The sequence below is a fragment of the Kitasatospora sp. NPDC085879 genome, assembly GCF_040686255.1.
Classification (GTDB): domain Bacteria; phylum Actinomycetota; class Actinomycetes; order Streptomycetales; family Streptomycetaceae; genus Kitasatospora.
Window position 1 is genome coordinate 39,707 of sequence record NZ_JBFBJZ010000034.1, and the last position, 18,820, is coordinate 58,526.

Genomic DNA, 18,820 nt, shown 5'->3' on the forward strand with positions numbered 1-18,820 from the left:
TGTGACGTGCTTCACATCCCGGTCCTGTCAGGAAACGCCGGGCTGCCCGGTTCAAGAGGCGAAACCGCGCAGAGACAGCGGCGGAACCCTCCAGACAGGAGCAGGCACATGCAGCACCGCATCGTCGTCCTCGGAGCCGGCTACACCGGAGCCGTCGCCGCCGGCCGCCTCGCCAAGCGGCTGCACCGCGAGGACGTCACCATCACCCTCGTCAATCCCGAGCCCGACTTCGTCGAGCGCGTCCGGCTGCACCAGCTCGCGGCCGGCCAGGACCTCAGGCCCCGGCCGTTCGGCGAGATGTTCGCGGGCACGGGCGTGGCACTGAAGCTCGCGAAGGTCACCGCCGTGGACGTGGACCGCAAGACGGTGACGGTCACCGCCGCGAACGGCCCCGAGCCGGAGGAACTGGCGTACGACACCCTGATCTACGCCCTCGGCAGCGGCTGGAACGACGGGGGCGTCCCCGGCGCCGCCGAACACGCCCACGACATCTCCGGCCGCCCCGGCGCCCTCCGCCTCCGCGACCGCCTGGCCGCCCTGGACGCCGGCCGGCCCGTGGTCGTGATCGGCGGCGGCCTGACCGGTGTGGAGGCCGCGACCGAGATCGCCGAGGCCCGCCCGGACCTCGACGTCGCCCTGGCCGCCCGCGGCGCCCTCGGCGACTGGCTCTCCGAGAAGGGCCGTGCCCACCTGCGGAAGGTGGTGGACGGGCTCGGCATCACCGTTCACGAACACGCCGCGGTCACCGCGGTTGAGGCGGACCGCGTGACGACCGCCGACGGCAGGATCGTCCCCGCCGGGGTCACCGTCTGGGCCACCGGCTTCGCCGTCCACCCGATCGCCCGGGCCACCACCCTCGAACTCACCGACGACGGCCGGATCGCGGTCGACGGCACGATGCGCTCGGTCTCCCACCCGGACGTGTACGCCGTGGGCGACGCCGCGATGGCGATCGGCCCGGGCGGCAAGCCCCTCCGCATGTCCTGCGCCTCGGGCGTCCCGATGGCCTGGCAGGCCGCCGACGCCCTCGCGGCCCGGCTCGCCGGCACCAAGGTCCCCCGCGTCCCCGTCCGCTACTTCCAGCAGTGCATCTCCCTCGGCCGCAAGGAGGGCCTGATCCAGTTCGTCACCGCCGACGACCGGGCGGTCGACCGCACCCTGACCGGCCGCGTGGCCGCCCTCTACAAGGAACTGATCTGCAAGGGCGCGGCCTGGGGCGTCGCCAACCCGACAGCGGGCATGCCCTCCCGCCGCCGGCGCATCGTCCGGGAGGAGCTCCCCGGCCGCGCACGGGCGGAGGCAGCGGCCTGACCCGGCCAACGCAGAAGCGCTCTGACCCGGCGCACGCAGAAGCGCCCTCATGGGCTACCGCCCAGGGGCGCGGGGAACTGCGCAATTCGGATGCGGGTCGTCGTACAGATCAGGGCTTGGCCCGTGCTGTCGTGACGCCCACCCTCGGATTGCGCAGTTCCGCCCCCGGCCTTCGGCCGGGAGGTGCCCCCAGCGCCACTAGTGGTTGCCCCGTGGCAGGCGGCGGCGCCAGTTGCGTTCGAAGATCACGTCGCCGCCCTCCAGGGCCCGCAGGTGGTCGTGGACGGTGATGTGCCCGGCGTCGCAGCTCGCCTCGGAGCGGAGCTGCAGGGTGACGTCCCAGCCGATGTCCGTCCGCTCCAGCCGCACCGTCCGGTCGGTCCTGGCCCGGGCGCTCAGCGGGTCGTCGGCCCGGATCCGGTACGCCTCCACCACGTGCTCCTCCTCGGCGAGGCCGTCGGTGTGCACCGTCGCCCCGGCCGGGTGGGCGAGCTGCAGCCGCCACTCGCCCGCGGCCACGTCGTGCACCACCTGCCGTTCCGGGTGGGCCACCAGCGGCTCGGGGTGCAGTTCGGCCGGGGTCGGGGCCTGCTCGGGCGGGTCGAAGGAGACCGGCCCGCTGCCCGCGTCCGCCGCCAGGTGCCGCACCGGCAGGGTGAGCACCGAGCCGCCCGGGTCCACCTCGAAGCCGCCGGTCTCCGCCACCGGCCACAGCCACGGCCAGTACGCGGAGGAGAGCGCCAGCCGGATCCGGTGCCCGGCCGGGAAGGCGTGCGCGACGGGTGTCAGCGCGAGCTCGGCCTCCACCGGTCCGTCGCTCCCGGCGAGCGCCGCCGCACCGCGGGCGACCAGGGTGGACGAGCCGTCCGGCGCCACGTCGCAGACCCGGGCCGCGACCTGCCCGTGCCGGCCGTCGCAGCGCACCCGCAGCCGCAGCGCCGCCCCGCCGAGCAGTTCCTCGGGCTCGGGCAGCGGCGCGGAGTCGAAGCAGACCGAGCGGCCGTCCTCCTCGCGCTGGTCGGGCGGCAGGTCGGCGGCGCCGCCGGACGGGCGGACCGCCCCGGCGTCGATCCCGGTGTGCTGCGGGGAGCGGACCGGGACGAAGCGTTCGCCCGAGGGCGTCCCGGCGGTGCGCAGCGCGCCGTCCAGCCCGTAGCGCACCTCGCGGACGTCGGGGGAGGGCCAGCCGTCGTCGCCGACCCAGCGGCCGGGCCGGTTGGCGTACGCGGGGGCGGGCGGCACCGACTCGTTCATCCAGCTGCGCAGCGCGGGTTCCTTGAGGACGCCGGTGTCGGCGCCCCTGAGCCAGTGGTCCCACCAGCGGAGGGTCTCCTGGAGGAAGCCGATCGCGGGGCCGGGCGGCAGGCCCTGGTCGGGGTACTGGTGCGGCCAGGGGCCGAGGATGCCGCGGGCGTCGGCGCCGAGTTCCTCGACGAGGCGGAGCACGGTGCCGGCCTGCGGGTCGGCCCAGCCGCCGACGGCGAGGACGGCGGCCCGGATCGCGCCGAGGTCGATGGGCCCGCCGTCCTCGGCCGCCGCGGGGTCGGCCGCGGCGAGCCGCTCCAGCCAGAGCCGCCGCCAGTCGTCACCGGTGTACCGGGGGTCGGGCGGGCGGCAGGCGGCGGCGAGCCGGTCGGCGGAGTCGGCCTGCACGGCGGCGGCCAGCGGGGTGCCGGCCGGGCTGCGGTCGGGCGCGGTGCGCTGCTCGGCGCAGACCGTGACGACGGCGGCGAGCGCTTCGGGGGCGCGGGCGGCGAGGGCGAGTGCGGCGGTGCCGCCGCGGCCGATGCCGAAGACGCCGGCCCGGCCGCTGGACCAGGGCCGGGCGGTGAGCCAGTCGAGCAGGGCGAGTCCGTCGGCGGTGCCGGCCGCGGAGGCGGGGTCGGTGGGGACGCCCTCGGAGCTGCCGTGGCCGCGGGCGTCGACCCGCAGCGAGGCGTAGCCGTGGCCGGCGTACCAGGGGTGCCGCTGGGCGTCGCGGACGGCGGTGGTGTCGCCGAGGCCGCCGGGCTCGTACTCCAGCAGTGCGGGCACCGGGTGGTCGGTGACCGGCAGCCAGAGCCGGGCGGCGAGGCGGGTGCCGTCCGGCATGGCGATCCGGACGTCCTCGCGGGTGGTGCGGTAGGGGTACGGGGCCGGCGGCTGCATGGGCCCTCCGTGGGGTCGTACGGCGGCCCGGGGCGGGCCCGACCTCCCCAGGATGGGTGCGGTTGGGCGCCATTTCCACCGGGCCGGGCCGCGGCCGCCCGGGGCGCCCCTCCCCGCGGCGCGGTGCGGGTGCCGAGGGAGGGGTGCCGTGGGGCCGGTGCCTCAGGAGGCCTTGGCGAGCCAGGCGGTGGCGTTCAGGGCGAGCGCCGCGTCGGTGCCGGCGGGGTCGTTCCAGCCGTTGTACAGGGTGTTGCCGGACTGGCCGGTGCCGTCGTCGATCGGGGAGCTGTCGCCCCAGGCGGCGACCCGGCCGCTGCCGAAGGTGCTGGTGACGAAGAAGGCGCCGGTGTTGCCGCTGTAGCCGGTGCGGTACACGAGGCCCTTGACCGAGGAGTTGTCGGCGGGGGAGAGGGTGAAGGTGGTGCCGGAGCGCAGGATCGAGCCGGTGACGTTGCCGAAGGCGCCGTGCAGCACCGGGTTGGCGGAGTCGCCGACGGCGCGCGGGTTGTCGGTGCTGATGGTCTTGACGTCGACCGAGAAGCCGAACGGCGAGGTGTTGTCGACGCCGTTGTTGGTCAGCAGGTCGTTGATGATCTCCGGGCTGTCCCAGCCGTCGTTGTTGCGGTCGCTGTTGCTGTGGTCGGAGACCAGGAAGAGGCCGCCGCCGTTCTGCACGAAGCGCATGATGGCGGTCTTCTCGGCGGTGCTGAACCGGATGTTGGGCTCCGGGATCACGAAGGTGTCGAAGTTGGCGAGGTCGAGCGCGGCACCGGTGCCGTAGCTGATGGTGGAGCCGGCGGGCAGCGTCTTGAGGCTGTAGGAGCCGGTCTTCTGCAGGGCGACGCCCCAGGCCGAGAGGGCGCCCGTCCAGCTCTTCTCGGTGCTGGGGCTGGCGTTCTGGCCGAGCGGGTCGGGCTGGCTGGTGCTGATGATCCAGTCCGCGTTGCCGGCGGTCTCGGCCTTGCTGTTGTCGAAGAGCACCCGGTGGGGGGTGGCGGCCGCGGCCGGGGCGGCGGGGGCGACGAGGCCGGTGAGGGTGGCCGCCAGGACGGCCGAGGCGGCCAGCGCCGCCTTCGTGCGGATGGTGCGAGTGCCGATCATCTGCCGTTCCTCCGTGGGGAGTTGAGGGGATTGGGGGGCAGTTGTACCCGCAGTGCCCGCGCGCGGCGTTGCGCGCGGATCATGGGGTATCCGCGCGTAGAACCGCGCACGAGGTCGAGTATCCGCGCGTAGAAGAGGACGGAGGAAGACGCGGGAGGTTAAGGGATCGGGTACGTCGCGTGACATGTCCTGCGCGGAATGCGCCCCCGGTGCATCCGTGCAGGTGGCCGTGCCCCGTATCAGCAGTTGCATATGACTTGCAATTGAGTCCCAGGGGCGACAGGATGGCCCGGCTCATCCGTCCGCTGTGGGGAGGACTCCCATGTCAACACCCAGTCGTCTCCGCGACCGGCTCACCCGGGAGGAGTGGATCCGGCTCGCCGGAATGGGCGGCTTCGTGCTGGCCCTCCACGTCGTCGGCTGGTTCACCCTGCTCGCGGTCATCGCACCGAAGCACTACGACGTCGGCGGCCAGGTCTTCGGCGCCGGCATGGGATTCACCGCCTACACCCTCGGCATGCGGCACGCCTTCGACGCCGACCACATCGCCGCGATCGACAACACCACCCGCAAGCTGATGGGCCAGGGCAAGCGGCCGCTCTCGGTCGGCTTCTGGTTCTCCCTCGGCCACTCCTCGATCGTCTTCGGCCTCTGCGCGCTGCTCGCCTTCGGCATCCGCTCGCTGGCCGGGCAGGTGGAGTCCGACGGGTCCACGCTGCACACCGCGACCGGCCTGATCGGCGTCTCCGTCTCCGGCACCTTCCTGGTGCTGATCGGCCTGATCAACCTGGGTGCGTTCAACGGCATCCTCAAGGTCTTCCGCGCCATGAAGGCCGGCGATTTCGACGAGGAGGAGCTGGAGCGCCAGCTCGACAGGCGGGGCTTCCTGAACCGGATCCTCGGCCGGGTCACCCGCGCCGTCACCAAGCCCTGGCACATGTACCCGGTCGGCCTGCTGTTCGGCCTCGGCTTCGACACCGCCACCGAGGTCTCGCTGCTCGTCCTGGCCGGCGGCGCCGCCGCCTTCTCGCTGCCCTGGTACGCACTGCTGGTGCTGCCGATCCTCTTCGCGGCCGGCATGAGCCTGCTCGACACCATCGACGGCTCGTTCATGAACTTCGCCTACGAGTGGGCGTTCTCCAAGCCGATCCGCAAGGTCTACTACAACCTCACCGTCACCGGCCTGTCGGTGCTGGTCGCCCTGGTCATCGGCGTGATCGAGCTGGTCGGCCTGCTCGCCGAGAAGCTCGACATCACCTCGGGCCCGGTCGGCTGGATCGCGGAACTCGACCTCAACCTGGTCGGCTACGCCATCGTGGGCCTGTTCGTGGTCACCTGGGCCGGCGCCATCGCCTACTGGAAGCTCGGCAGGGTCGAGCAGAAGTGGTCGGCGGGCCTGCGCGAGCCGGCCCCGGCCGAGGCCGACTGACGGCCCGTCCCCGCCGCACGTGCGAGGGCCCGCCCCGGACCGGTTCCGGGGCGGGCCCTCGCGGCTTCGCGGGAGGCGCCGCCGGCTGCCCGCGCAGCAGGCCATCGGCCGGTCGTGGTCGGCCTGGTGGGCACTGCAGCGCGCGGCATCGTCGATCTTCGGGAGCGTCTCGCCGTTGGCCCGCAGCGCCGAGTGCGGTGGCGAGCAGGGCCCGGTGGAGTCGCTCCACGTGCGTCCCTTCGGGATGACGGACGGTCGGGGACCGCGGGCCGCCGCCCGAGCCTGCCGGCCGCCGACCGTGACGTGCCCGAACCTGTGTACACCGCAGGCGCGTTGATGGTGCGGGGGTTGCCCGGGAACGGACCCGGTCGCGGGCCGTTCTCGGCCGACCGGCGCGCGCGTGCGCCAAGTGTTAACGCGCCATGTCTTGTCGTGTCACCTTCTACGCGCGTATCTTCTCCACTGGATCTACGCGAGTAGTGACCATATCTACCCGAGTATGTACCGACTCTGACACACCCTCAGCCATCCGGCCGCCCCACGTCGTCCGGGTGACCGTGCTGCCCGCACGCGGGCATCCCCGCGTCCGCCGGCAGATTAAGGAGCCCTCCCGGTGACCGACACCACCGCCGCCCGAACCCCCCGTGCCCGCCGCAGACTGCTGCGCGCGACCGTCCTGTCCTCCTCCGTGGCGGCCTCGCTGGTCCTCGTCCCGCTGCCCGGCGCCGTGGCCGCGCCCTCGGCCGACGCGGTCGTCGCCGAGGTCTACGGCGGCGGCGGCAACTCCGGTGCCACCCTGAAGAACGACTTCGTCGAGCTCGCCAACAAGGGCGGTGCCGCCTTCGGCCTCGACGGCTGGAGCGTCCAGTACATCTCCGGCAGCCCCGGCGCGAGCACCACCTGGGGCGTCACCCCGCTGAGCGGCGCGATCGCGCCCGGCGGCCGCTTCCTGATCGCCGAGGCCGCGGGCACCGGCGGCACCGTCGCCCTGCCCACCCCGGACGCCACCGGCACCCTCGCGCTCTCCGCGACCTCCGGCACCATCGCGCTCGTCCAGGGCACCGCCCCGCTGACCTGCAAGACCGCCGCGGACTGCGCCGCCGACAGCCGGGTGCGCGACCTGGTCGGCTTCGGCACCGCCGTCGTCCACGAGGGCAGCGCCTCCGTCGCCGGAGCGAGCAACACCGCCTCGGTCGCCCGCGCCGCCGGCCTCGCCGACACCGACGACAACGCCGCCGACCTCAAGGCCGGCGCGCCCAGCCCGGTCAACAGCAAGGGCGAGACGGCCGAGGGCGGTGACACCGGATCCACCGGCCCGACCGAGCCCGGCACCGTCCGCATCCACGACATCCAGGGCTCCACCCGGATATCCCCCAAGGCGAACGCCACGATCGCCGGCATCCCCGGCATCGTCACCGGCGTGCGCACCACCGGCTCCAAGGGCTTCTGGATCCAGGACGCCACCCCGGACGCCGACCCGGCCACCAGCGAGGCCGTCTTCGTCTACACCGGCAGCGCCGTCCCGACCGTCAAGGTCGGCGACTCGGTGCTGGTCACCGCCAAGGTCACCGAGTACTACCCGTCGTTCACCGGCGGCAGCCAGTCCGTCACCGAGCTGAGCGCGCCCAAGACCACGGTGCTCTCCTCCGGCAACCCGCTGCCCGCCGCCGTCCGCCTCGACGGCCGCAGCATCCCCGCCGCCTACGCCCCCGAGGCCGCCGGCGCCACCATCGAGAACCTGCCGCTCCAGCCCGCGACCTACGCGCTCGACCTGTACGAGTCGCTGGAGGGCATGCGGGTCGAGGTCGCCGACGCCCGCGTCGTCCAGGCCACCGACAAGTACAACGAGCTGTGGGTGGATGCCTCCTGCGAGGACCCGGCCACCCGCCGCGGCGGCGTCGTCTACCTCGGCTACGACAAGCCCAACACCGGCCGCCTGATGGTGCAGTCGCTGATCCCGGCCGCCGAGGGCGCCTTCCCGGTCGCCAACGTCGGCGACCGCCTCACCGGCACCACCGCCGGCCCGCTCGACTACAACCAGTTCGGCGGCTACACCGTCGCGGCCACCACGATCGGCACGCTCCAGGACAACGGCCTCAAGCGTGAGGTCACCGCCCGTCCGCTGCCGAGCGAGGCCACCATCGCCACGTACAACGTGGAGAACCTCGACCCGTCGGACCCGGCCGAGAAGTTCGCCCAGCTCGCCCAGGGCATCGTCACCAACCTGCGCTCGCCCGATGTCGTCGCCCTCGAGGAGATCCAGGACGACAACGGCGCCGTCAACGACGGCACCGTCACCGCCGGCGCCACCGTCGCCAAGTTCGTCGAGGCGATCAAGGCCGCCGGCGGCCCCGCCTACCAGTGGCGCTCCATCGACCCGGTCGACGGCAAGGACGGCGGCGAGCCCGGCGGCAACATCCGCCAGGTCTTCCTCTACAACCCCGCCCGGATCTCCTTCACCGACATCCCGGGCGGCGACGCCGTCACCGCGGTCGACGTCACCGGCACCGGCAAGTCCACCGCGCTGACCGCCTCCCCGGGCCGCATCGACCCGGGCAACGAGGCCTGGAACTCCAGCCGCAAGCCGCTGGTCGGCCAGTTCTCCTTCAAGGGCAAGCCGATCTTCGTGATCGCCAACCACTTCAACAGCAAGGGCGGCGACCAGGGCATCGACAGCCGCTTCCAGGCCCCGACCCGCAGCTCCGAGGTGCAGCGCGGCAAGCAGGCCGCCGCCGAGCACGCCTTCGTCGCCAAGCTGCTCGCCGCCGACCCGGGCGCCCGCGTGGTCTCCCTCGGCGACTTCAACGACTACCAGTTCTCGCCCGCGCTGCAGACCCTCACCGAGGGTGGCGTGCTGCGCGACCTGGTCAACGAGCTGCCCGCGTCCGAGCGTTACTCGTACGTCTACCAGGGCAACTCGCAGGTGCTCGACCACACCCTGGTCAGCCCCGCCCTGAAGCGCCAGCACGTCGACTACGACGTGGTGCACATCAACAGCGAGTTCGCCGCCCAGGCGAGCGACCACGACCCGCAGATCGTGCGCATCAAGCCGTGACCCGCGGCTGAACGGCGGGGCGCGACCCGGGACTTACCCCTGGGCCGCGCCCCGCCGGCGTTCCCGGCCGCCCCGGGGAGGACGTGACGTGGTTCACAGGGAAAGGGTGACAGGACGCTGTCGCGGGCACCTGCGACCGTCGACGGCATGAACTTCACCGACGAGGACTGCCTCCCCGAAACCCTGGCGTTCAACGAGCAGTTCGAGGCCGCCGCCGCGAACCGTCCTGCGCGCGGGCAGGCGCCGAACGCAGCCACGCTGGCCCTCCTGCGGCGCAACCGGCTCGGCGGAGACGCGCCACCGGTGCGACTGCCGCACGGCCGGGACCGGATCGTCGAAGGCGGGGTGCCGGTGCGGGTCTTCGTCCCGGACCGCGTCGACGGCGTGTACCTGCACATCCACGGAGGCGGCTGGGCGTTCGGCTCCGCGGACGGACAGGACGAGCGGCTCTGGCGGATCGCCGAGCAGGCACGGCTGGCCGTGGTGAGCGTCGACTACCGCCTCGCACCGGAACATCCCTTCCCCGCGGGGCCCGACGACTGCGAAGCCGCCGCCCGATGGCTGGTGGACCACGCCGCGGCCGAGTTCGGCACCGAACGGCTGCTGATCGGCGGTGAATCGGCCGGCGCCCACCTCGCCGTGGTGACACTGCTGCGCCTGCGCGACCGGCACGGCCTCACCGGCGCGTTCCGGGCGGCCAACCTGCTCTTCGGCCCCTACGACCTGTCGATGACGCCGAGCCAGCGGACCTTCGGCCCCCGACAGCTGCTGAGCAACACCGACACGCTTCGGGGCGGCTACGACCTGTTCACGCCCCGGATGGGGGAGGAGCGGCGCCGCAGCCCGGAGGTCTCGCCCCTGTTCGCGGACCTGGCCGGGCTCCCGCCCGCCCGGATCGTCGTCGGCACCGAGGACCCGCTGCTGGACGACTCGCTGTTCCTGGCCGCACGGTGGCACACGGCGGGTGCGCGCGTGCACCTCGGCGTCGTCGCCGGAGCGATGCACGGCTTCACGCTGTTCCCGCTGACCGTCACCGAGCGGGAACAGCGGCGCGAGTGGGACTTCCTGGCGTCCGCGTGACGGTAGCGTCGTCGGCATGAACCGGACCGCCCGACTGTACGGACTGGTGGAAGAGCTGCGCGCGGCGGCGCCGCGGTCGTTGACGGTCGCGGTGCTCGCCACGCGGTTCGAGGTCAGCACGCGCACGGTGCAGCGCGACCTCCAGACGCTGATGCAGGCCGGCGTACCGGTGCGCTCCGTACCCGGTCGGGGCGGCGGCTGGTCGATCGACCCGGAGACGACCCTTCCACCGATCCACCTCACCGCCGACGAGGCCTCGGCGCTGACCGCCGCGCTCGCCGCGGTCGACGCCGCCACCCCCTACGCCGGCGCGGCCCGCACCGCGGCCCAGAAGATCACGGCCTCGATGACCGGCCCCGCCTCGGCGGCGGCCCGGGAGCTCGCCGCACGGATCGTCGCCCTGCCCGCACGCGGCGACGCCGCGATCCGTACCGCGGTGGAGCAGAGCCTCGCCGGCAACACGGTGCTGCGGCTGTCCTACACCGACGCGGCAGGGCACGCGAGCGACCGCGTCGTGGAACCGGCCGGACTGCTCACCGCCGACGGCCGCTGGTACCTCATCGCCTGGTGCCGTACCCGCCGGGCCGGCCGGGGCTTCCGGCTGGACCGGATCGCGGCAGCGGCTCCGACCGGTGAACGGGCACAGCCCCGCGACCTGGCCGGACTCCTGCGCGGCTCGGCCGCCGTCGGCGCCGTACACCCCGCCGCACTCGCGCCACTCGCGCCCTGACCACGAGGATCGACCCGGCGCCCCTCCCCGCTGTCGGTGCCGGCCGCTAGCGTGCGCCCGTGACCAGCCGGACGACCGCCGAGGCCCACCGGGCCGTCCTCGACCACGTGCTCGCGACCGCCGCCGACGCACCCTGGGTCGACGGGCTGGTGCTGCGCGGCAGCGCCGTCCTCGCCGCCTGGTTCCCGGACACCGCCCGGCCGCCCGCGGACCTGGACTTCGTCCTGCGCGCCGTGCCCGCGGTGCCGATCGACCCGCTCGACCCGTACCCCCACCTCGACACCCCCGACGCGGTGCTCTGCGCGCCCGAGGTCGCGCACGGCGCGGGCGCCGCCGAACTCTGGGACCCGGAGGGGGCGGAGCCGTGCGGCGTCCGCGTCCGGCTGCCGCCCGAGGGCCTGCACTGGCTGCCCGACACCGAACCGGAGGACGTGCCGTACGGCGACCTGCTCGACCGCCTGCGGGGCGACCCCGAGGCCGCACCCGGCCTCCGGCTCGACCCCGGCGGGGCCCGGCACGAAGGACTCGGCGGCTACTACCGGCCCTACGGCGACGGCGTTTCGGGTTTGCGGCTGACGATCCCGTGGACGGCGGAGGGACTGCCGCCCGGCGCGCTGCAGATCGACTTCGCGTACGACGAACCGCTGCCCGTGGCACCGGTGTTCACCGCGCTGCCGCGCGGCGACGGCGGGCCGCCGGCCGTGCTGCCCACCGCGAGCCGCGAACTCTCCCTGGCGTGGAAGCTGTTGTGGCTGCTTTCCGAAGGCGCGACCGGCACGGCCCGCGGCAAGGACCTCTACGACGCCGTCCTGCTCGCCGAACATCCGGCCACCGCGCTCGACGCCTGGCTCCTGCGGCGGGTGCTGCGCCGCGCGCCGCACCCCGCAGGCCCGGCGGACCTGCCGCGCTGCCGCGTCGACTGGAACGGCTTCCCCGGCACCGCCGAAGAATGGCTGGACCGTCTGACGCGTGCCCTGGGCGGCCATGCGGCTCAGGGCCGACCACGAGGGGCGCGGGGAACTGCGCGACAACGGAAGTGACGGTGTCGCACCTTCCGATTCGCGCAGTTCTCCCCCAGCCATCGGCCGGGAGGTGCCCCCACGCGCCCCTATGGGCTTGCCGATCCTGTGGGTTGTGCCTCCATCGGTGAGTCCTACTTGCCGAGCGCCGCGAGGACGGCGCGGGCCATCACCTTCTCGCCGGTGGCGTTCGGGTGGAAGGGCACGGCGGGGGAGCCGGGCAGGGCGCCCTCGATCCAGCGGTCGTTGGAGCAGACGTCGTGGCCGCGGGTCGGGGTGAGGGTGTCGACGTAGGTGGCGCCGTTGGCGGCCGCGGTGGCGGCGAGGGTGTCGTTCAGCCTGTGCAGGATGCCGCGCAGGTAGGCGACGTCGCCGGTGGTGATGGGCTGGCGGCCGATGCAGTTGCGCTCGTTGTCGGGCAGCACGGACGGGTAACCGACCAGCAGCACCTTGGCGTTGGGCGCCTTGGCGTGGATCTTCTGCAGGGCGGCGGCGACCCGCGGGCCGGTGGCGTCGACCCGGTTGACCAGGGTGTCGTCGCCCCACTGCCAGGACCAGGTGCGGAAGTCCCAGTGGCCGTGGGCGTAGACGTCCTTGCACGGGGTGCCGAAGGGGTTGACGACCGAGCCCGCCATGCAGGTGGCGATGACGTCGCCGATGCCGAGGTCGGAGGTGCCGAGTTCGTTGCCGCCGATGCCGAGGGTTACGAGGTCGGTGCCGGCCGAGACGGAGTCGAGCTGCGGGTCGTTGACCCGTATGAAGGCGTCGTACTGGGCCTCCGTCAGATCGGAGACCTTGGCGGCGCCGCAGGTCGCGTCGCGGTAGCTCGCACTGCCGAGTTCGGCCGCTACCAGGTGGCCGTAGTTTTTGCTCGATCGCAGGCAGAGCCCGGCGTACTGCGAGGGTACGCCGGCGCCGGCCGCGTACGAGTCTCCGAGGGCGACGTAGTCGCCGGTGATGTCCGCGGCGTTCGCGGCGGGGGCGCCGAGGAGTCCTGCGGCGGCGGTCGCGAGGACGGCGCTGACCAGGACGGACGAACGCTTCAGGGCATGGCTGAACACGGTTCCTCCTGGGGAAGAGAAACGGGGCGAGGGTGGGGGCGTTACTGTCCAGTAAGTTACTGGCACGTTAACGCAGTTGTCCAGATATTCGACACCCAATTCGCGCCTGAAATTCCGTCAGATCGCGCCATGAATTACGCTCCACGGTGAAGCGTTCCGCATTTCCACTACTCGGTGGAGCGAAATTCCGGCGGTGGGGTTACCGGCCGGTTGACCTGCGCCCGGCCGGGGGCGCACCATGCTGGTCACCGAGATCGACAAGCCCGCTCCCAGTCCAGGAGGACCGCCCGGATGGCACTCGACGCCGACGTGATCGTGATCGGAGCGGGCCTCGCCGGCCTGGTCGCCACCGCCGAACTCGCCGAGGCGGGCCGCCGGGTGATCCTGCTCGACCAGGAGCCCGCCGCCTCGCTCGGCGGCCAGGCCCACTGGTCGTTCGGCGGGCTGTTCCTGGTCGACTCGCCCGAGCAGCGCCGGATGCGCATCCGCGACTCCCGCGACCTCGCCTGGCAGGACTGGCTGGGCACGGCCGGCTTCGACCGCCCCGAGGACGAATGGCCGCGCCGCTGGGCCGAGGCCTACGTCGACTTCGCGGCCGGCGAGAAGCGCGCCTGGCTGCACGAGCGCGGAGTGCGCTTCTTCCCGGTGGTCGGCTGGGCGGAGCGCGGCGGTCTCACCGCCACCGGCCCGGGCAACTCGGTGCCGCGCTTCCACATCACCTGGGGCACCGGCCCCGGCCTGGTCGAGCCCTTCGCCCGCCGGGTCAAGGCCGCGGCCGGCAAGGGCCTGGTCGACTTCCGCTTCCGCCACCGGGTCACCGCCCTCACCGCGACCGGCGGCACCCTGGACACCGTCAGCGGCGAGATCCTCGCCCCCAGCACCGTCAAGCGCGGCGAGCCCAGCTCCCGGGACGTCGCCGGCTCCTTCGAACTCCGCGCCCAGGCGGTGATCGTCGCCTCCGGCGGCATCGGCGGCAACCACGACCTCGTCCGCAAGGCCTGGCCGGCCCGGCTCGGCACCCCGCCCGAGCGGATGCTCTCCGGCGTGCCCGCCCACGTCGACGGCCTGATGCTCGGCATCGCGGGCGACGCCGGCGGCCACCTGATCAACGGCGACCGGATGTGGCACTACACCGAGGGCATCCAGAACTGGGACCCGATCTGGCCGATGCACGGCATCCGTATCCTGCCCGGCCCGTCCTCGCTCTGGCTGGACGCCCGCGGCCACCGACTGCCCGTCCCGCTCTTCCCCGGCTTCGACACCCTCGGCACCCTCGAACACATCATGACCACCGGGTACGACCACACCTGGTTCGTCCTCACCCAGAAGATCATCGAGAAGGAGTTCGCCCTCTCCGGCTCCGAGCAGAACCCGGACCTCACCGGGAAGTCGATCAAGGGAGTGCTCGGCCGGGCGCTGCCCGGCGCCACCGGCCCGGTCGAGGCGTTCAAGAAGCACGGCGTGGACTTCGTCGTCGCCGACACCCTCGACGAACTCGTCCGCGGCATGAACGCCAAGACGCCCGAGGCGCTGATCGACGCCGCCGAGCTGCGCCGCGAGGTCGAGGCCCGGGATCGCGAGATGGCCAACCCGTTCGCCAAGGACCTCCAGGTCACCGCGGTGCACGGGGCCCGCCGCTACCTCGGCGACAAGCTGATCCGCACCGCCGCCCCGCACCGCCTGCTCGACCCCAAGGCCGGCCCGCTGATCGCCGTCCGGCTCAACATCCTCACCCGCAAGTCCCTCGGCGGCCTGGAGACCGACCTCTCCTCGCGGGTGCTGCGCGCCGACGGGACGGTGCTCGACGGCCTGTACGCGGCGGGCGAGGCGGCCGGCTTCGGCGGCGGCGGGGTGCACGGCTACCGCGCCCTGGAGGGCACCTTCCTCGGCGGCTGCCTGTTCTCCGGCCGTGCCGCGGGTCGCGCCGCGGCGAAGGCGACCGCGTAGCGGAGGCGGCACGTCAGAAGGGGCGCGAGGAGCCTGCGAAGGTCCCCGCGCCCCTGAGCGCCTGCCGCAGGTGTCAGCGGCTCACGTAGATGCTGTCCATGAACTCGATGATCTGACGGTCGGTCAGGCGCTGGCCGTCGCGGTGGCCCATCGCGAGGTCCGCCTCGCTGATCATGCCGACCAGCCGGCCGTTCTCGATCACCGGCATCCGGCGGATCTGGTGCTGCTCCATCTTCTTGAGCACCGTCTCCATGTCGTCGCCGGCCTTGACGCAGTGCAGGTGGCCGGCCAGGTCCATCGCCATCATGGTGGACGGGTCCTTGCCGGCCGCCAGACACTTCACCACGATGTCCCGGTCGGTGATGATGCCCTTGAGCATCTTGTCCGGGCCGCAGATGGGCAGGGCGCCGACGTCCAGGTCGCGCATCATCTTGGCGGCGGCCATCAGGGACTGGTCGGCGTCGATGCACTGGGCACCGCGGTGCATGATGTCACTGGCTGTGGTCACGGGGGGTTCCTCTCGGTCGTCCGCGGGGGCGGCCACCGGTCGCGGCCGCGACGGCATGCGGAGCGTGATGGTGCGATCACCATATGCACGCCCGTCCGGGGCCGCGCGCGGAGCCGGACGCCCGCTGGGGCAGAATCTTCCGAGGTACCGACCGTTCCGGCGGTGCCGTTCGTACCGGTCCGCCGTTCTCCGGCCCGTCACCCGTTCGGCGGCGCGGGCGGCGGCCACCAGGGAGGGAACCCCATGGCCCGTCGTCCCCGCGGCCAGGCACCGGCCGCCGCCGCGCCGGTCACCGTCACCGTCTGCCGCGGCTGCTGCTGCGGCACGACGGCCAAGCACCCCGACGTCGACCACCCGGGCCAGCTGGCCCGGCTGCGCGAGGGGATCGGCGAGGCTGGCAAGGTCCGGGCCGTCGACTGCCTGGACGCCTGCGGGCACTCCAACGTCGTCGTGGTCGGCCCCTCCACCGAGGGGCGGCTGGCCGGCGGGCGGCCGGTCTGGCTGGGCTGGGTGCTCTCCGACGACATGATCGACGAAGTGGTGGAGTGGGTGAAGGCCGGCGGCCCCGGCCTGGTGCCCTCGCCGGGCACCCTCGACCTCCAGGAGTTCACCGTCTCCCGCCGGGTCCGCGAGAACCTGCCCGGCTGACGCGAGAACCTGCCCGGCCGACCGTCAGGCGGCCTGCCGGGCCGAGCCGTTCGGCCACACCACCCGGACGGGCACCCCGGCCCGCCGGGCCGTGCCCACCATGTCCGCGGTGCCGCCGAGGCCGCGCCCCGGCCGGCCGTCCCAGACCGCGACCACCAGGTCGGCGCGGCGCAGCAGTTCGGCGTTGGCCGCCTGGTACGCGGCCGCGGACTGCTCCCGGTGCGGCAGCACGACGGTCTCGGCGGCGGCCGCGAGCAGCCGGTCGAAGGGCGGGCGGTCCGGCTCGGGCAGCCAGCGGCGGTAGCGCGGCGAGGGCAGTACGGCGACCAGGCGGCCGCCCGCCGCGAGCACGGCCTCCGCGAACAGCGAGTCGGCGCCGGGGGCGAGGCAGGAGAGGCCGGTCAGGTCAGCGGGCCGGTGCGCCGCGAGCAGCGCCCGCAGTTCCTCCCGCACCAGCCGCACGGTCTCCTCGGAGAGGTCCAGGTGCCCGGTCACCGCGATCGCCGTCATTCCGTCCTCACCGGTCGCCGCCCGGCCGGCCGGCACCGGCCGAGCCGAGAGTACCGTGGCGGCTGCTGCCATGCTGGGCGCATGGCGGAACTCGACGGGCGACCGGCCACGGCCGCACAGCTGCAGGCGCTGGCGCTCACCAACTACGGGCACTTCACCACCGTCCGGGTGGCGAACGGGCTGGTCCGGGGCCTGGGGCTGCACCTGGCCCGGCTGGATCGGGACTGCCGGGAGCTGTTCGGCACCGGCCTCGACCTGGAGCGCGTCCGGGCGTACGCGCGCCGGGCGGCGCCCGCGGCGGGGGAGGCGATCGTCCGGATCACCGTCTTCGACCCGGAGCTCGACCTCGGGCGGATGGGCGCACAGGCACGCCCGCGGGTCCTGGTGACGACCCGTCCGGCCGGGCCGGCGGAGCTGCCGCCGCTGCGGGTGCGGACCGTCAGGTACGAGCGCGACGCCCCGCACGTCAAAGGGGTCGGCCTGTTCGGCGTGCTGCGCGAGCGGCGGGCGGCGCAGGCGGCAGGCTTCGACGACGCCCTGTTCACCGACGCCTCCGGTGCCCTCTCCGAGGGCGGCACCTGGAACATCGGCTTCGTCCGCGACGGCGAGGTGCTCTGGCCGACGGCCGACCAGCTCCGCGGCACCACCATGGACCTGCTCCGGACCGCCCACCCCTGGCGGCCCGAACGGATCACCGGGGCGGAGGGCTTCGAGGCCGCTTTCGCCACCAACGCCGCCACCGGCGTACGCCCCGTCGCCGCGGTGGACGGCGTCGCCCTCTCGACCACCCACCCTGTCCTGGACGCCCTGCGGGCGGCCTACGCGGCCGTGCCGGGCGAGCGGCTCTGAGTCCGCTCCCGAACGGCCGGTCGCACGACGGGGATCACGGTCGGCGGGGCGGGCGACCCGGCCGCGGACGTGCCGGCGACCACCCAGGCCGGGCAGCGGATCCTGATCGGGACCTACCGCGACGTCCACCGCTGCGACCTGGCGGCCGTGGTGACGACCGGCTCGTTCACCAAGGCTGCCGCGGCGTGCCGGTCCGCAGGCGGTCGGGGTTCAGCCGGTGTGTTCGGCCTGGGCCATCCAGGAGTACTTCTCCAGGTCGGCGGTGAGGCCGATCAGGATGTCCTGGCTGACCGGGTCGGGGTCGCCGGTGGCGTCGATCCGCTGCCGCATGCGGGCGATGACCGCGCCGAGGGCGGCGACCAGGGCGGCCACCGTGTCGTTGTCCCGGATCGGGCCGGACGCGGGGGCGGTGATGCCGCTGCTGTCGGCGACGGTGCGGGAGCGGCCGTCGGGCGGGAAGCCGATCGCGGCGGCCCGCTCGGCCACCGTGTCGGCGTGCACCCGGGCCAGCGCGACCACCTCGTCCAGCTGCAGGTGGACGGAGCGGAAGCGCGGGCCCACCACGTTCCAGTGCAGCTGCTTGGCGACCAGTGAGAGGTCGACCAGGTCGACCAGAGCGCCCTGCAGCGCCTCGCCGACCAGGGTGCGGTCGGCGTCGGGCAGCGGGCTGTTGATTGCGTACATCGGGGCTGCTCCTCGGGGTCGGATCTGCCCGTCAGCCTCTCACAGAAAATACCGCGAATCGGACATGTCTCACTTCTCGCCCAGGGCATGCCGGACGCCGCCGAGCAGGTGCGCGCGGAAGCACGCGTCCCGGTAGGCCTCCGGCGCGTGGCCGAGCGAGGTGTAGAAGGTGGGGGCGCCGTCGTGCTCGCCGGACCAGGCGATCGGGTGGCCGGGGCCCATCAGCCCGCCCTCGTAGCCGTCCTCGTCCACCGTGAGCAGCACCCGCGCGCCCTGCTCGCGCGGGTCGGTGCGGAAGTTGTACCACTCGTCGGTCCACGTCCAGGCCGGCGGCAGGTGGGAGGTGGCGGGGTGGTTGCCGTCGGCGGTGCGGACGGTGGCGGTCTGGATCGGCGGGTGGCTGTGGAAGCGGGCGCCGATCAGGCCCTCGTACCAGGGCCACTCCATCTCGGTGCCGGCGGCGCAGTGCACGCCCATCCAGCCGTTCCCGGCTCCCAGGTGGGCCCGCAGGGCGTCCCGGCCCGGCTCGTCCAGCACGTCTCCGCCGGTGGAGAGGAACACCACGGCGGCGTAGCGGCGCAGCGAGCCCGGGCGGAACTCCGACGGCTCGTCGGTGCTGTCGACCTCGAAGCCGTGGTCGGCGCCGAGCTCCTGCAGGGCGCGCACGCCGTCCACGACGGACTCGTGCGGGAAGAGCAGATTGCGGGTGTGGATGAGAATCCTGGCGGTCATGGGCGTCG

The 18,820-nt window shown here is 73.7% G+C and carries 16 protein-coding genes; 9 read left to right on the forward strand and 7 right to left on the reverse strand.

The genetic code is table 11. From position 1 onward, the window contains the following. Positions 1-108 precede the first annotated feature (108 nt). Complete coding sequence (locus AB0P35_RS24720) at positions 109-1,311, forward strand: FAD-dependent oxidoreductase (RefSeq protein ID WP_363514292.1); 1,203 nt, start codon at positions 109-111, stop codon at positions 1,309-1,311. Between the two features lie 198 nt (positions 1,312-1,509). Here the strand turns inward: AB0P35_RS24720 and AB0P35_RS24725 are convergent, their stop codons facing one another. Continuing rightward, a complete protein-coding gene (locus AB0P35_RS24725; RefSeq protein ID WP_363514295.1) occupies positions 1,510-3,459 on the reverse strand; it encodes a CocE/NonD family hydrolase in 1,950 nt (649 codons plus the stop codon). Positions 3,460-3,621: 162 nt separating this feature from the next. Next, positions 3,622-4,560 (reverse strand): hydrolase, encoded by a 939-nt coding sequence (locus AB0P35_RS24730; protein ID WP_363514298.1) that lies wholly within the window; start codon positions 4,558-4,560, stop codon positions 3,622-3,624. 322 nt (positions 4,561-4,882) lie between these two features. Between AB0P35_RS24730 and AB0P35_RS24735 the strand changes: the two genes are divergently transcribed. From AB0P35_RS24735 to AB0P35_RS24755, 5 genes are all read left to right on the forward strand, one after another. Beyond that, positions 4,883-5,989 (forward strand): HoxN/HupN/NixA family nickel/cobalt transporter, encoded by a 1,107-nt coding sequence (locus AB0P35_RS24735; RefSeq protein WP_363514301.1) that lies wholly within the window; start codon positions 4,883-4,885, stop codon positions 5,987-5,989. A 613-nt stretch (positions 5,990-6,602) separates the two neighbouring features. Beyond that, the gene (locus tag AB0P35_RS24740; RefSeq protein ID WP_363514304.1) at positions 6,603-9,044 is read left to right on the forward strand and encodes an endonuclease/exonuclease/phosphatase family protein; all 2,442 of its coding nucleotides are present in this window, start codon (positions 6,603-6,605) and stop codon (positions 9,042-9,044) included. Positions 9,045-9,191: 147 nt separating this feature from the next. Then, positions 9,192-10,124: an alpha/beta hydrolase gene (locus tag AB0P35_RS24745; protein WP_363514307.1), complete on the forward strand. Its 933-nt coding sequence runs from the start codon at positions 9,192-9,194 to the stop codon at positions 10,122-10,124. A 16-nt stretch (positions 10,125-10,140) separates the two neighbouring features. After that, complete coding sequence (locus AB0P35_RS24750; RefSeq protein ID WP_363514310.1) at positions 10,141-10,854, forward strand: WYL domain-containing protein; 714 nt, start codon at positions 10,141-10,143, stop codon at positions 10,852-10,854. A gap of 59 nt (positions 10,855-10,913) precedes the next feature. Beyond that, a complete protein-coding gene (locus tag AB0P35_RS24755) occupies positions 10,914-11,894 on the forward strand; it encodes a nucleotidyl transferase AbiEii/AbiGii toxin family protein (protein WP_363514313.1) in 981 nt (326 codons plus the stop codon). A 113-nt stretch (positions 11,895-12,007) separates the two neighbouring features. Here the strand turns inward: AB0P35_RS24755 and AB0P35_RS24760 are convergent, their stop codons facing one another. Beyond that, entirely contained in the window at positions 12,008-12,934 is a 927-nt protein-coding gene (locus AB0P35_RS24760) for an SGNH/GDSL hydrolase family protein (RefSeq protein ID WP_363514316.1), read from the reverse strand. A gap of 291 nt (positions 12,935-13,225) precedes the next feature. Between AB0P35_RS24760 and AB0P35_RS24765 the strand changes: the two genes are divergently transcribed. Continuing rightward, the gene (locus AB0P35_RS24765; RefSeq protein WP_363514319.1) at positions 13,226-14,881 is read left to right on the forward strand and encodes an FAD-binding dehydrogenase; all 1,656 of its coding nucleotides are present in this window, start codon (positions 13,226-13,228) and stop codon (positions 14,879-14,881) included. A 73-nt stretch (positions 14,882-14,954) separates the two neighbouring features. On the opposite strand, the gene AB0P35_RS24770 is transcribed toward AB0P35_RS24765, so the two are convergent. After that, positions 14,955-15,389 (reverse strand): CBS domain-containing protein, encoded by a 435-nt coding sequence (locus AB0P35_RS24770; protein ID WP_095876719.1) that lies wholly within the window; start codon positions 15,387-15,389, stop codon positions 14,955-14,957. Positions 15,390-15,632: 243 nt separating this feature from the next. Here AB0P35_RS24770 and AB0P35_RS24775 point away from each other — a divergent pair, with 243 nt between their 5' ends. Then, positions 15,633-16,037 (forward strand): hypothetical protein, encoded by a 405-nt coding sequence (locus AB0P35_RS24775; RefSeq protein ID WP_095876718.1) that lies wholly within the window; start codon positions 15,633-15,635, stop codon positions 16,035-16,037. A 24-nt stretch (positions 16,038-16,061) separates the two neighbouring features. Here the strand turns inward: AB0P35_RS24775 and AB0P35_RS24780 are convergent, their stop codons facing one another. Continuing rightward, positions 16,062-16,547 (reverse strand): hypothetical protein, encoded by a 486-nt coding sequence (locus tag AB0P35_RS24780; RefSeq protein ID WP_363514323.1) that lies wholly within the window; start codon positions 16,545-16,547, stop codon positions 16,062-16,064. Between the two features lie 81 nt (positions 16,548-16,628). On the opposite strand from AB0P35_RS24780, the gene AB0P35_RS24785 reads away from it, so the two are divergent. Next, positions 16,629-17,396, forward strand: coding sequence for an aminotransferase class IV (locus tag AB0P35_RS24785; protein WP_363514326.1), 768 nt, complete (start codon positions 16,629-16,631; stop codon positions 17,394-17,396). A gap of 210 nt (positions 17,397-17,606) precedes the next feature. Here the strand turns inward: AB0P35_RS24785 and AB0P35_RS24790 are convergent, their stop codons facing one another. Together AB0P35_RS24790 and AB0P35_RS24795 are read right to left on the reverse strand one after the other, a co-directional pair. After that, the gene (locus AB0P35_RS24790; RefSeq protein ID WP_363514329.1) at positions 17,607-18,080 is read right to left on the reverse strand and encodes a DNA starvation/stationary phase protection protein; all 474 of its coding nucleotides are present in this window, start codon (positions 18,078-18,080) and stop codon (positions 17,607-17,609) included. Between the two features lie 69 nt (positions 18,081-18,149). After that, complete coding sequence (locus tag AB0P35_RS24795) at positions 18,150-18,812, reverse strand: ThuA domain-containing protein (protein ID WP_363514332.1); 663 nt, start codon at positions 18,810-18,812, stop codon at positions 18,150-18,152. Between the last annotated feature and the right edge of the window lie 8 nt (positions 18,813-18,820).

Excerpts from the sequence above, each read along its gene's own strand:
- AB0P35_RS24720 (WP_363514292.1), top strand. The coding sequence starts at position 109 with ATGCAGCACCGCATCGTCGTCCTCGGAGCCGGCTACACCGGAGCCGTC.
- AB0P35_RS24725 (WP_363514295.1), bottom strand. The coding sequence starts at position 3,459 with ATGCAGCCGCCGGCCCCGTACCCCTACCGCACCACCCGCGAGGACGTC.
- AB0P35_RS24730 (WP_363514298.1), bottom strand. The coding sequence starts at position 4,560 with ATGATCGGCACTCGCACCATCCGCACGAAGGCGGCGCTGGCCGCCTCG.
- AB0P35_RS24735 (WP_363514301.1), top strand. The coding sequence starts at position 4,883 with ATGTCAACACCCAGTCGTCTCCGCGACCGGCTCACCCGGGAGGAGTGG.
- AB0P35_RS24745 (WP_363514307.1), top strand. The coding sequence starts at position 9,192 with ATGAACTTCACCGACGAGGACTGCCTCCCCGAAACCCTGGCGTTCAAC.
- AB0P35_RS24750 (WP_363514310.1), top strand. The coding sequence starts at position 10,141 with ATGAACCGGACCGCCCGACTGTACGGACTGGTGGAAGAGCTGCGCGCG.
- AB0P35_RS24765 (WP_363514319.1), top strand. The coding sequence starts at position 13,226 with ATGGCACTCGACGCCGACGTGATCGTGATCGGAGCGGGCCTCGCCGGC.
- AB0P35_RS24775 (WP_095876718.1), top strand. The coding sequence starts at position 15,633 with ATGGCCCGTCGTCCCCGCGGCCAGGCACCGGCCGCCGCCGCGCCGGTC.
- AB0P35_RS24780 (WP_363514323.1), bottom strand. The coding sequence starts at position 16,547 with ATGACGGCGATCGCGGTGACCGGGCACCTGGACCTCTCCGAGGAGACC.
- AB0P35_RS24785 (WP_363514326.1), top strand. The coding sequence starts at position 16,629 with ATGGCGGAACTCGACGGGCGACCGGCCACGGCCGCACAGCTGCAGGCG.
- AB0P35_RS24790 (WP_363514329.1), bottom strand. The coding sequence starts at position 18,080 with ATGTACGCAATCAACAGCCCGCTGCCCGACGCCGACCGCACCCTGGTC.
- AB0P35_RS24795 (WP_363514332.1), bottom strand. The coding sequence starts at position 18,812 with ATGACCGCCAGGATTCTCATCCACACCCGCAATCTGCTCTTCCCGCAC.